This window comes from Paenibacillus sp. FSL H7-0735 (assembly GCF_038008505.1).
GTDB classification, from domain to species: Bacteria; Bacillota; Bacilli; order Paenibacillales; family Paenibacillaceae; genus Paenibacillus_AQ; species Paenibacillus_AQ odorifer.
In genome coordinates this window covers 775293-788995 of the sequence record NZ_JBBOZH010000001.1, presented here as the reverse complement: position 1 = coordinate 788995, position 13703 = coordinate 775293, and the positions used below count along the sequence as shown (strand labels likewise).

Below are 13703 nucleotides of genomic sequence, written 5' to 3'. Positions count from 1 at the left end.
GCTGAGCTTCCGATTTGAATGTCTTCATTGCAGAAGACGATTCTCCATAGAAAGGAGGTGATCCAGCCGCACCTTCCGATACGGCTACCTTGTTACGACTTCACCCCAATCATCTACCCCACCTTCGGCGGCTGGCTCCCTTGCGGGTTACCCCACCGACTTCGGGTGTTGTAAACTCTCGTGGTGTGACGGGCGGTGTGTACAAGACCCGGGAACGTATTCACCGCGGCATGCTGATCCGCGATTACTAGCAATTCCGACTTCATGCAGGCGAGTTGCAGCCTGCAATCCGAACTGAGACCGGCTTTGATGGGATTGGCTCCACCTCGCGGCTTCGCTTCCCGTTGTACCGGCCATTGTAGTACGTGTGTAGCCCAGGTCATAAGGGGCATGATGATTTGACGTCATCCCCACCTTCCTCCGGTTTGTCACCGGCAGTCACTCTAGAGTGCCCAGCATTACCTGCTGGCAACTAAAGTTAAGGGTTGCGCTCGTTGCGGGACTTAACCCAACATCTCACGACACGAGCTGACGACAACCATGCACCACCTGTCTCCTCTGTCCCGAAGGCCGCTGCTATCTCTAGCAGATTCAGAGGGATGTCAAGACCTGGTAAGGTTCTTCGCGTTGCTTCGAATTAAACCACATACTCCACTGCTTGTGCGGGTCCCCGTCAATTCCTTTGAGTTTCAGTCTTGCGACCGTACTCCCCAGGCGGAGTGCTTACTGTGTTAACTTCGGCACCAAGGGTATCGAAACCCCTAACACCTAGCACTCATCGTTTACGGCGTGGACTACCAGGGTATCTAATCCTGTTTGCTCCCCACGCTTTCGCGCCTCAGCGTCAGTTACAGCCCAGAAAGTCGCCTTCGCCACTGGTGTTCCTCCACATATCTACGCATTTCACCGCTACACGTGGAATTCCACTTTCCTCTTCTGTACTCAAGCCACCCAGTTTCCAGTGCGACCTCAGGTTGAGCCCAAGGTTTAAACACCAGACTTAAATAGCCGCCTGCGCGCGCTTTACGCCCAATAATTCCGGACAACGCTTGCCCCCTACGTATTACCGCGGCTGCTGGCACGTAGTTAGCCGGGGCTTTCTTCTCAGGTACCGTCACTCCGGTAACAGTTACTCTACCGGACGTTCTTCCCTGGCAACAGAGCTTTACGATCCGAAAACCTTCATCACTCACGCGGCGTTGCTCCGTCAGGCTTTCGCCCATTGCGGAAGATTCCCTACTGCTGCCTCCCGTAGGAGTCTGGGCCGTGTCTCAGTCCCAGTGTGGCCGTTCACCCTCTCAGGTCGGCTACGCATCGTCGCCTTGGTGGGCCGTTACCCCACCAACTAGCTAATGCGCCGCAGGCCCATCCCTCAGTGACAGATTGCTCCGTCTTTCATTCTTCTCTCAGGAGAAAAAAGAAATTATCCGGTATTAGCTACCGTTTCCGGTAGTTATCCCAGTCTGAAGGGCAGGTTGCCTACGTGTTACTCACCCGTCCGCCGCTAAGTTATTTTGAAAGCAAGCTTTCAAAATAACTCCGCTCGACTTGCATGTATTAGGCACGCCGCCAGCGTTCGTCCTGAGCCAGGATCAAACTCTCCAATTAGTATTGAAAAGAGCGATATGCTCATTTTGAAACATCTGACGAGAAAATTAATTCTCTAATTTTGGATATCACTTACGTGATTTCCTACTCACTCGTTGTTCAGTTTTCAAAGATCAAGTTCTCGTTGACGCCGTTTAATGTCTCAGCAGCAACTCTTATAATATATCATGTTGTTTTCAGAAATGCAAGCTTTATTTTTCGAAGCTTTTTATCAGCCTCGTCTGTATCGCCTGTACGCTGTCTAACAACGCTTACCTATAATACCCCAACTATTAATAGAAAAGCAACCCCTAATATAAAAATAAACAACTAGCTTAATAATTAAGCTAGTTGTTTATTTAATAGAGTTATGTTTCTAGCGGCGAATTTAATAGTATTTTGCCGCAGTATATTTGCTTGAGGCTTTAATTAAATCGGTTTTCTTATCACTCTTTGCAAGTCCTGCATCCACTGTAGTATCAATGGTAACCCACTTCCCATTAAGCAATACTTCGTTCCAGGCATGATATTGCGTAACGTAGCTTGTATTCCCCATTACCAACTTAGCAGGAACATCTACACTCCGCAGCATTGCGGCAAAAAGAGAAGCGTAATCATAGCAAATCCCTTTTTTAGTAGTCAATGTCTTATCGATGCTTGGAATATAATCAGTAGTTACACTATTAGCAAGAGAGTAGTCATATTGTACATTCGCAACTACATAGTTATAGATCGCTTTAACTTTCTCTTCGTCTGTTGTTTTGCCTTGTACTAATTGTTTAGCTTTGACAATCGCTTTATCAGAAGAACTCCATTTCACATTCTGTACGGAGCCCAAATATACGGAATTCGAGTCACTCATGGTTACGTCTACTACTTCGGAATATAACGCTTTGTATTTATTACCGGTTGTGTTCTCCAGAACCGAAACCTTATAAGTCCCATTTCCTTGTTGCAAAGGGAAGTCCTCAGCTTGTCCAGAAGCATACAAGTTATAAGTATAGCTGCTGTTATCTTTGGTGATCATGAGTTTGATTCTTTTATCTTTCGGAATATCATAGTTAATACCAATAACACCTTGAGCCACTTTGGATGTAATCAACCAGCTGGCATCTGCACTTGCAGCTTGAGCTGTACTTACCGGAACTGAAGTCATTAGGACGAACAACGCCACCAGCATAAAATATACCTTTTTCACGGATAAAACTCCTTTCGGTAGCTGGCTGCCATCCTTTCGGGAAGGCCCTTTAGCTTTGCGTCCCTACCTTTCGATAGGTTTGCCGTTATCGTATAAGCTCTATCTGTTCTAGCTTTACTAGATATAATTGATAGAATCCATTTGAAACAAACAAAAAAAGCCTCTTCATTCGGTAGCTGGCTGCCATCCTTTCGGGAAAAGGCCCTTTAGCTTTGCGTCCCTACCTTTCGGAAGGTTTGCCGTTATCGTGTTTAGCTTTTATAGTATAATACTATCATATTTATAGTTGTGAACAAGACCTAATTTACTAGATTACCCATTATTTTATAAATATCTCCCGGTATTTGTGTTTTCTTGTCATTCACTATTCTCATTTTGTTAATTTAGCATGAACAATCAGCCGATGCGTTGGATTCACTAGCGGATCACATGTAATCAGAGTAAGAATCTTATCCTTGTCATTCCCGTCAAGAACGGAGACATCACTCGGATCTACAACAGAAATATCGTATACCTCATAGTTAAACACCTGATCACTAGTCTTTACCGTGATAACATCCCCCACAACAACCTCATTCAATCTGTTAAACAAACGACCCGTAGTTCTAGCCCGATGCGCCGCGATTGCAGCATTTCCGATCTCTCCAAGGGGTGCCGTTTCTTTCATATGGGCTGCAGCATGTTTCATATTAGCTTTTGTAGCCCCTTCTAATACAGGCAGCTTCAAATCAATCTTACCGATTTCAATTAGTGCGATTACTTTGCCACCGACCTCAATCTCCGGTTCAGGCTTTTCTGTCTCTTGGGGTTGGGACTGTGCCTGAGCATCCAGAACCGATTCCTCTGCTAACAGCTGAGTAACTTCAGCATACCTGCTCTTCAAATCTGGCTGGGGAGTACTATCGGCAGTGCTTAGTTCAGCCGTTTCTAATAACTTCTCCTGCTGCCTGTCGTTGTACCATTCGTTAGCTGTCGGATATAACATGATAAGTATCCCAGCCAGTATGAGTAGATAGGAGAATTTACGCAATGTTATTCACCTCCGTATATTGTTTCTATGGTTATATACAAATCAAGCAGAAACAGCTACTTGCCTTTAAGCATAGCAACTCCTTCTGCCTGAAATTAATGTTTAAAATACCCATTTACGACTTCCAAAGAAATTGATGATCACCGTGATAAAGGTAACCAGCACCTTGGAGATCAAGACTTGAATACCTAGTCTGTCTGTCAACAGATGCATTAGCAGCAGTGATATTCCGAGCACTACCAGATTCAGCACGATAAACTTGACCAGCTGCACGCGGTCGAAGCCTTCTTTATTCCCCCGGTTGCGATCACGAAAGGTTACTTTTTTATTCAAAATAAAGCTATTCGCCGTACCTGCACTATAGGAGATCACCTGCGCCAATGCGTATACCATCCCTAGTGAATTCAACAATGTGAAAATCACAAAATCAATAAGCGTATTGAGCAAACCTACGGCATTAAATTTAAGGAACTGTATGAATGCAGCACGCAAGTTCTTATCTGACATCATTGTGGTCCTTCCGGCGGTCCAGTTGTTCTTCGTTCTGGTAGCCTTTAGTCTCACTAACAATGTATAGCGGTCTATCTTTAGACTCGTCATAAATCCGTCCGATATACTCCCCAATCACACCTAACAGCATCAGAACGATACCGTTAAAGAGCAGATTGACGCCTACAATGGAAGCCCAGCCCGGAACCGTCCAGGAGGTGAAAAATATCTTTTGAAACAAGACGAAAAATAAATAGAGAAAGCTAGAGAATGAAAGGAAGAATCCAATATACGTAGCAATCTTAAGCGGCTTATGTGAAAAAGAGGTGATGCCATCTAACGCAAAACGAATCATTTTCTTCAGCGGATATTTGGTTTCTCCGGCAAAACGTTCTTCCCGTTCATATTCCACCATAGTCTGCTTGAAGCCAACCCAGCTCACCAAACCTCGGACATAGCGGTTCTTTTCTTTAAGTCCCCGCAGGACATCACATACCTTACGGTCAATAAGACGGAAATCGCCTGTATCCGTAGGAATATCCACACTTGTCATACTGCTGAGCAGGCGGTAAAAAAGCTTCGCGGTGACCTTTTTGAACATCGTTTCTCCGTGGCGCTTCAGGCGTTTCGCATATACAACGTCGTAGCCCTCTTTCCACTTCTCGATCATTTGCAAAATGACCTCCGGAGGATCCTGAAGATCAGCGTCAATAACAACAACCGCTTGACCTTCGGCATAGTCCATGCCAGCTGTAATCGCTACCTGATGTCCGAAATTACGCGAGAAGTCAATCAGCTTGACATGCTCGTCTCGTTCACAGATCTCCCGAATCATCTGGGCGGAACGATCACGACTGCCGTCATTGACGAAGACCAGCTCATAAGTATCGCCGCACTCGTCCATTACTTTTTTCAAACGTTCATAAGTATGGCTAATTACTTGCTCCTCATTGAACATGGGTACAATCACACTATATCTGGCTTTCACCTTTATTCCTCCTACAAGCTTTTTGGAGCGTTACATCCATCTACACTTCATAATAACGCTGCATGCATAAACTTATTTTATAGATTTTTATTAAATCCTAGAAAACCCAAGTAGGGAACCAACGCAGCATATCTTTCACGTAATCTCCACTGACCTGCATCCCTGACAGTACCGGGTAGAAAGCGATAAAGAGCAGCAAAGCAACGGCTACATAGACATACTGTACGTAACGGGCCTCAGGGAATTTACTATCCAGCAACTTCATTATATATACAATACCAAGAATCATAAATGGTACCATAGCAAAATAATGGTAAATAAATGTTTCTCTTGGGACAAGCATCCACGGAACATATTGCGAGAAGAAGGCGATCCAGATCATGTAGAGGTTCTTATCTTTACGTTTCAGCGTAATCCACAGCGTTGCCAGCATCGCAAAAATACCCGTCCACCAGATAAGAGGATTCCCCATAGTCACTATACTGCTGACCTGACCTTCCGGCAAACCTTCACCGCCGCTAAAGAACCAGACCGGTCTCTTCATAAACGGCCATTGCCACCATGAGGAAGCAAAGGGATGTGTAGCTACAAGCTGACTGTGGTAGTTGTACATATTCTTTTGGGAATCAATCAAACCTTTTATAGTGAAGCCCTCTGCTGATGCAGATAACCCTGGCACAAAAGATAAGCTATAAATAATTACTGGAATAATTACAAAGAACCCGATACAACTAGCCAACGTAATAATAGTCTTTTTCCAAAAAGAATCTACCGCTTCACGACAGGTGCCCAGCAATTCCTTGTCTTTAATCTTCCCCTCGGCCAGCAGGCGTCCGGAGGCTTGGTATTCTCTGTAGCGTTCAAAAAGGGAGATAGCCAGCATAATGGCCAGCCCTGCTCCTCCATAGAGCACAATCCATTTCGAAGCTACGCCGATTCCGAAGAATAAGCCAGACCAGAATAACGGAATTAATGTTTTTCTCAAAGGCTGCTTGTAGAAATTCATTGTGTAATACCGCTGCATGAAATAGAACATCAACATAATGAAGAATACTCCGTATACGTCAATCGTGGAGATTCTTGTCTGTGTGAAATGCATGAAATCCAGTGCAAACAATCCTGCCGCGAGGGCGGCGTATTTGCTTTTCTTAAACAAACGCAGCGCCATTACATATATGAGAGGTAACATGGCAACTCCGAACAAGGTTCCGATAATACGCCAGCCGAATGGATTGACCCCGAACAGCTCCATCCCTATGGCAATTAACAACTTACCAAGCGGTGGATGCGTATTCTCGTAAGGCACAATCCCGTGTGTATATTCATAAGCTGTTCGCGCATGATAGATCTCGTCAAAATAAGTGCTATTCATAAAGTTAGAATATTCCGGAATGAGCGACTGCTCGTCAAAAAGATTGGCCGCTGCTCCTCTTTTAGGAACTGCGTTAGCATCCGGTGTCACACCAGCAATAGGAAGGGGTATTCTTTCTCCCCCCTGCTCATAAAAGGCCATTTCGTTCAAAGTGAACCCTGGAGAGGTAACTGTAAACTTCACATATCTCGCAGTAACGTTCAGGGGTTGGCTTTTCCAGATGAAGACATTCCCGACATCCTCACTGACATCCATCGGACTGCTCCAGACCTCAGGATTGTCGCTGAATTCCAGCTTGAACTTCCCCGTGCCTACGCCACCAAAGATATTGACCCGTTCCAATGGTTTACTCTGCCCCAAATCTACATAGAAGCTTTCACCAATGGCAGCAGGCTCCCATAAGGTCTCTGGAGATTTAGTAGAGCCAAGATTATATAAAGCAAGCGCTGCGTAAACGGCCGTAATAGCTATTAGGCATATCCAATCTATACGCTTAAACTTCATCGTTAGATCGCCCTCCCTTCTGATGCGGTTTAATTTGCCCGACAACTCTCAAATCTTCTTCATATTGTTCTTCCTGTGTAATTGGTGCTGGAAGAGGTTTTATACCCTTGCGGACATACACATCGTAACCGATATTCAGCATATAAAGCAGTAATGCTAGATTAGCTATAGCAGTCACTAATACGATTCCGTCTGCACCCGGGCTAACATCTGCATTCAGGTGGGATAAGGTGTACGCCACATTGATGTATTGCGTTAAGCTGAATCCGAGAAATAGCGATAAAAAGCGGCGGTCCCGACTTTCTATATAAGTAAACAAACAAAGAATAAGAGCAGGGAACATATAACGTTCATGCATTTTGGTGCCAAGCACAAAGACCACTACTATAAGCACCATGCCGATAAAATAGGATTTGGTCAGGTCCAAGCGATCCTTTTTAAAGGAATAAAATGCCGCAACAGCTACAGCCACTAAAATAAATATGAAGCCCCATACACGGTATGGAATGCCAAGCCAGGTTAGATCAAGGGATGACCACATCGGATCAGTCAGTGCATACAGATTAAATGCATTCACTGAAGAATACGGATAGGAAGATAACGTACTCTTGTAAAGATCAATAATCCCTACCAGACCTCCGTTATTCCAGAAAAATGGTGCCGCAAGCAATCCGAAGATCCCTAATCCATACAAAGCTCCGAATCCAAGCTGCTTCCAAGCGCGGTGATGATAAAAAGCAAACAACAATACCGGCGTGAATATCAACGCTTGCGGTTTAATTAGCGTCGCTAAGGCAAACAAAATTGCGGAGCGAACAAACTTTTTGTTCGCAGCGCCGTGGATACTGAGCAGCAGGAAGATCAAAAAGAACGAATCTGCTTGTCCCCAAGCCGCTGAATTAATAAGTACCGCAGGATTAAACAGAAACAACAACATCAAGCCGAAAGCAATTCCTGTGCCGAGTTTTTTGCGTGACATTTGATAAATGAAGTAGCCGAGCACCAAATCAGAAAGAATCGCAGGGAGCTTGAAGAGTAAATTCTCTCCACCTGAGCCCTGAGTGAATCCTAAAACGCCACGTATGGCGCTAAGCACGTACAATATGTACAAATAGCCTGGAGGATAATCGGCAAAATAACCTTCTTCATAAAATTTGCCTGGACCTAAATCCACCATACGCTGTCCCCAAGAAATAAAGGTATTCATATCATTCTGATATCCTTGCGCGGTAAGACCAATCCACACCCTCAGGATAAAAGCAACTCCGATGGCAATACTCAGCCATTTGGAATAAATATTCTCAGGCTGCTTCATAAGCTTCTCACTACGGAATGCTTTAGTATAAAGCACTGCAAAAAACACACTAAACAGCGCTGAGATCAGCAACATCTTAGTTGGAGATACTTTATGTGGAGTGTCTGCCTTTTTGTCGCCTGCATCTGGACTAACCGCTGCACTATCCAGCGAAATGACGTTAGCCCCTTCGGGAGCCGCGTCTAATTTTTCTACAGCAAAATCATCAAAATAAGCCTTACCTTGAATTAAGCTAGAGTAGCCGCCCAGACTTGCGCCTATGCCAAATGACTTCTGCTCCGGTCCTGTCTGGCCGATATATTCAAGATACTGCCATTTACCTGCCGTATCAGTTACGCTGGGATACCCCCCGCCTACTCCAACGGCAAGAATGTTGGCGCCTATTCCCTCGCCTGCTGTACTTACTACTTTGATCCATCCAGAGATTCTATAATAACTATTCGGCGTAGCCTCAATCGTCTGCACCCATTTCAAATGATTGGGTTCGATATTCTCAATGACTGCCGCCTTGCTGCCGGAATGAACTTCCTCCGATTGGATTGAAAGTAGGCCTGAGTTGTCTCCTGAAATCCACATATCCTTAGTCCAGTTAGAAGGCGCATCATCTCCCCCCTCCTCAAAGCCAGGGTTCTGCAATAGATTCCCCTCTGCATAAATGCTTGTTACAGGAAGCACAAACAATAACAGCATCAATACAGTCATTACGGCCGCACGTGTACTCTTGATCATCGTCCCAACCTCACCTCGTCCTATATTCATCTTAGTCCAGCCAAAAGCATATACCTTCTGAAAAACAGCTCCCGAATTAGTGTGTTTCACCGTTGCTAAGAAATCATTTGGATTGATTTTCTCATAAAAGAGCATATAAATATAGGGCATGTTTACCTTATCTGGATCGCAAACCCTTCCATCCACAATACTCCATTCCATAGGATCGCCTAAGCTTCAAGGCTCTTATATAGACTCTTATATAGAATAGAAGAATCGCAGTGGCTAAAGCAAATGCCGGAGCAAAAAAAACAGAGATCAGGATCAAGGTGGGGAACAAATTGGACTCTAACACCAAGGCTGCCTCGTCCTGAACATCACCTCTTCAACAATATAATCTAAATCATAGATGATGAAAAGCTAGAAACATAGACTAACCTGAACGGTTAAGTGCCAACAAAAATATAAAAAAAGGGCCCCCTCAGTTATGAAGGAGCCTTTGAATGCACATCTGTATGCTATATATGAGTTAGCCCGCACTACCAAGAAATACATAACGGAGAATAATCAGAATAGCAAGTACCCACATCATCCAGTGAATATCGTATTTTTTCTTGCCAGCAAGGTTAGCTACACAAGCAAGGATTACATAAGTTACGATACCAAAGGAAATACCATTAGCAATATTATAAGTGAAAGGCATGATTACTAGAGTAAGGAACGCTGGAATCGCAACAACCATATCTTGAAAATCAATTTCGCGAATCGATTGTGCCATGAGCACGCCTACGACAATCAATGCTGCGGCTGTAGCAGATCCAGGGATCAGAGCCACTATTGGTGCAAGGAATAACGCAAGCAAGAAGCACACACCCGTTGTTACAGCTGTAAGACCTGTACGTCCACCTTCAGCAACACCTGCCGCGCTTTCTACAAAAGCAGTAGTAGTGGAAGTACCCAATGCCGCACCACCAGCTACAGCGATAGCATCGACAAACATTGCATTACCTACACGTTTGTTACCTTCTTCAGGGTTGTCCATAATACCAGCGCGTTGAGCAGTACCTACAAGTGTACCAAATGTATCGAACAATTCTACAAAAGTGAATGTTGCGATTGCTGAAACAATACCGGTGTGCAGGATACCATCCCAGTCAAATTCGAAAAAGTTCAATTGCGTCAGGTCAGGCACCCAAGGGGTTGTCGGACTGGACAATGAGCCAAAATCAACTACACCCATCAGTATACCCGCGAGGGTTGTACCCAAGATACCGAATAAAATCGCACCTTTAACTTGCAGTACCATCAGGATGGAAATAAGAAGCAATCCGATAATTACCAATTGTACATCAGTGTTCTCTAGACTACCCATATGAATAATTGTTTCAAAGGATAGGACATCTGTGAATGTATTGGCCGAAATATCTTTACCAGCTTCGACACCAATCGTCATCAAACCACTATTCTTAAGCCCAAGGATTGTAATGAACATCCCGATACCTACGGTAATGGCATGCTTTAAGCTGTCAGGAATGGCTGTCAGTAAGATCTGCCGCACTCGGGTAACCGTGAGCAGGATGAAGATCAAACCGGAAATAAATACTGCGGTCAGACCCATTTGCCAAGTGAATGGATGTTCTGAGGTTGCAGAAGACAAAATTACGGAAGCAAAGTATGCATTAAGTCCCATACCTGGTGCCAATGCTACTGGAAAGTTTATAAACACGCCCATTGCAATGGTGAAAATACCTGCTGCCAGCGCAGTCGCTAGAAATACAGAGTACCAGCCCATATCGATGCGGCCAAATGCTGTTAATGTGCTCGGATTAACCGACAGGATGTAAGCCATAGCCATGAATGTAGTCAAGCCGGCCATTATCTCTGTACGTACTGTAGTGCCGTTCTCTTTCAACTTGAAAAACCGATTCAAATTGTTCTCCCCCTAAGGTATGTTGTGGCTGACAGCAACAAAAAGCCGGTATCTGATCGACACCGGCTCGAAAAAAAGAGTAGCACCAAAGACTATAGCCCTAGATTCAGGACAATACGGGTTGCTCAGCTCTTCTTAATCGTAGCCAGGTCATTACGGTGACCTCGTAGAAACTTCCAGGCCTATTCCCGGAAATATACGAAAGAATTATGTTGTTGTGCTTTATCATTTTAGGGGGACATCACATAAGTTGTCAATGAAAAAAGCGAACATTTTCGACTTTATTTTTTCTATTGTTCGTAATTCATACATTTTTATCTTTAACTCCAACCCCAAAATCCATTAAATCATGCAGCTTATTAACTATCAAAAGCCTTATCAAATGGGTATTTTTCCCTATAAAACAGTTTCAACATGCCCTAGCTTATTGGCCTTTGGAATACTGATAGCTATGCCAAGAATTAGCAAAATGCCCTATAGCTAAACAAATCACTGCAATACCTAACCAGAAAGATCTGCCCCATATAGCCGCAAATCCAAATGCACAAACAGGGAGAACTGCCATGGGAATCGGAAGAAACAATAATGGAGCCCATAATAATCTGAATTGCTGTCCCTTAACCATATAACGAATCCATAAACCGTAATAAATCGTGATAAACACAAAGATAAGTGCAGCCCAGATCCCGAATTCTACATTTTCGAAGTTATCCTTTGAAATCGCAAGAATAGCTATACACCCCAACTGCCCTACTCTCTCCAAAAGGGTGTAGACGATGCCGGCATCTTTTAAACCGCTGGGAACATGATCGGGCGGAAACTTAATCATCAGTAAACTTGGGGCAAGAATAACCATAGCTATTAGTGTTCCAATAAGTGAGAATCCCATTCTAATGGCTCCTGTAAGTTTATTTTTTCCAGTTTATCACATTCTCTAAAGTTGCTATATAGGGTCCGTCACAAGCTTCACGGTTAATAAAAAAACCTGCAGTCCCTTAATAAATAAGGAGCTGCAGGTTTCTTATTGCTATATGCTATTCCCACTCAATCGTTGCAGGTGGTTTCGAAGTAATGTCATACACTACGCGGTTTACATTCTCAACTTCGTTGACAATACGTACAGAGATTTTTTCAAGAACATCCCATGGGATACGTGCCCAGTCAGCTGTCATGCCGTCGATGGAAGTTACTGCACGAACACCTACTGTGTAGGAATACGTACGAGCATCACCCATAACTCCGACACTCTTCATGTTAGGCAGGGCAGTGAAGTATTGCCAAATTTCACGGTCTAATCCCGCTTTAGCAATTTCCTCTTGCAGAATGTAGTCAGAATCACGAACGATAGTAAGCTTGTCCTCTGTTACTTCACCCAAGACACGAATAGCAAGACCTGGACCTGGGAAAGGCTGACGCCATACGATCGCACGTGGCATGCCCAGCTCTTCACCGAGTTTACGAACTTCATCCTTGAACAAGGTGTTTAGCGGCTCGATCAAGCTGAATTTCATATCTTCTGGCAGACCGCCCACATTGTGATGGGATTTAATGGTTTGCGCTGTAGCTGTTCCACTCTCAACGATATCCGTATAAAGCGTACCTTGTGCAAGGAATGAAAAATCTCCGAGCTTAGCCGACTCTTCGTCGAAGCAGTAGATAAACTCGTTACCAATGATTTTACGTTTTTGCTCAGGATCTTCAACACCTGCAAGTTTGCTCATGAAGCGATCGCGTGCATCGATTTTCACTACATGAATATCGAATTTGCCTACGAAAGTCTCCATAACGCTTTCTGCTTCACCTTTACGCAGAAGGCCGTGGTCAATAAACATACAAGTCAATTGATCTCCGATTGCACGGTGGATAAGCATAGCCACAACGGAAGAATCCACTCCGCCACTAAGAGCGCAGAGTACTTTTTTATCTCCGACTTGATTGCGAATATCTTGAACGGCTTCATCGATAAACGATTCCATTGTCCATTTGCCGTCGCAACCACAAACTTGGTATAAGAAGTTCGAGATCATCTCGTTACCTTGAACGGAGTGACGTACTTCTGGGTGGAATTGCACAGCGAACAATTTGCGCTCCGCATTGCTCATTGCTGCAATTGGAGCACTTTCTGTACCTGCATCCAGCTTGAAGCCTGTTGGAAGCTCAACTACATGGTCACCGTGGCTCATCCATACAGTCTGGCGGTTCTCCAATCCTGCAACTAAAGCAGTTCCTTCTGCAAAGTCAACATCAGCTTTACCATATTCCCGTTTAGCTGAACGTTCTACTTTACCATCAAGCTGATGAGCCATCAGCTGCATACCATAACAAATACCGAAGATCGGCACTCCTAGATCATAAATAGCCGGATCTACGTGTGGTGCATCTTCAGCGTATACACTGCTAGGTCCGCCAGAGAAGACAATTCCTTTAGGCGAAAGTGCTTTAATCTTGTCAACTGGCGTATTGTACGGCAAAAGTTCGCTGTATACTCCCAGATCCCGAATTCTGCGCGCGATAAGTTGGTTGTATTGTCCCCCAAAATCGAGAACGACGATAATTTCATTTGGCTTGTTCATTACGTGCCT

The 13703-nt window shown here is 44.3% G+C and carries 9 protein-coding genes, 1 rRNA gene and 3 riboswitches; all 10 genes read right to left on the bottom strand.

Going from position 1 to position 13703, the window contains the following annotated elements:
* Nucleotides 1–50: 50 nt before the first annotated feature.
* A 16S ribosomal RNA gene (locus NSS82_RS03500) occupies nt 51–1608 on the bottom strand.
* A gap of 367 nt (nt 1609–1975) precedes the next feature.
* Nucleotides 1976–2785: a transglutaminase-like domain-containing protein gene (locus tag NSS82_RS03495; protein WP_038568647.1), complete on the bottom strand. Its 810-nt coding sequence runs from the start codon at nt 2783–2785 to the stop codon at nt 1976–1978.
* Between the two features lie 13 nt (nt 2786–2798).
* Nucleotides 2799–2879: riboswitch (cyclic di-GMP riboswitch) on the bottom strand.
* Between the two features lie 74 nt (nt 2880–2953).
* Nucleotides 2954–3036, bottom strand: a riboswitch (cyclic di-GMP riboswitch).
* Between the two features lie 119 nt (nt 3037–3155).
* Nucleotides 3156–3815, bottom strand: coding sequence for a class D sortase (locus tag NSS82_RS03490; protein WP_254924609.1), 660 nt, complete (start codon nt 3813–3815; stop codon nt 3156–3158).
* 102 nt (nt 3816–3917) lie between these two features.
* Nucleotides 3918–4325 (bottom strand): GtrA family protein, encoded by a 408-nt coding sequence (locus NSS82_RS03485; protein ID WP_036679899.1) that lies wholly within the window; start codon nt 4323–4325, stop codon nt 3918–3920.
* Nucleotides 4312–5292, bottom strand: a complete 981-nt coding sequence (locus NSS82_RS03480; RefSeq protein ID WP_038568643.1) for a glycosyltransferase family 2 protein — start codon at nt 5290–5292, stop codon at nt 4312–4314. The genes NSS82_RS03485 and NSS82_RS03480 overlap by 14 nt, the downstream gene beginning before the upstream one ends.
* Nucleotides 5293–5389: 97 nt before the next feature.
* Nucleotides 5390–7168: a phospholipid carrier-dependent glycosyltransferase gene (locus NSS82_RS03475; protein ID WP_076273184.1), complete on the bottom strand. Its 1779-nt coding sequence runs from the start codon at nt 7166–7168 to the stop codon at nt 5390–5392.
* On the bottom strand, nt 7158–9413 hold the full coding sequence (locus NSS82_RS03470) for a glycosyltransferase 87 family protein (protein ID WP_076273185.1): 2256 nt from the start codon (nt 9411–9413) through the stop codon (nt 7158–7160). The genes NSS82_RS03475 and NSS82_RS03470 overlap by 11 nt, the downstream gene beginning before the upstream one ends.
* A gap of 307 nt (nt 9414–9720) precedes the next feature.
* A complete protein-coding gene (locus tag NSS82_RS03465) occupies nt 9721–11121 on the bottom strand; it encodes an NCS2 family permease (RefSeq protein ID WP_036679893.1) in 1401 nt (466 codons plus the stop codon).
* 122 nt (nt 11122–11243) lie between these two features.
* Nucleotides 11244–11343: riboswitch (purine riboswitch) on the bottom strand.
* 202 nt (nt 11344–11545) lie between these two features.
* Nucleotides 11546–12010 carry a hypothetical protein gene (locus tag NSS82_RS03460; protein ID WP_076106071.1) on the bottom strand — a complete coding sequence of 155 codons (465 nt, stop codon included), beginning with the start codon at nt 12008–12010 and terminating at the stop codon, nt 11546–11548.
* A 145-nt stretch (nt 12011–12155) separates the two neighbouring features.
* On the bottom strand, nt 12156–13694 hold the full coding sequence (gene guaA, locus NSS82_RS03455) for a glutamine-hydrolyzing GMP synthase (protein WP_036679874.1): 1539 nt from the start codon (nt 13692–13694) through the stop codon (nt 12156–12158).
* Between the last annotated feature and the right edge of the window lie 9 nt (nt 13695–13703).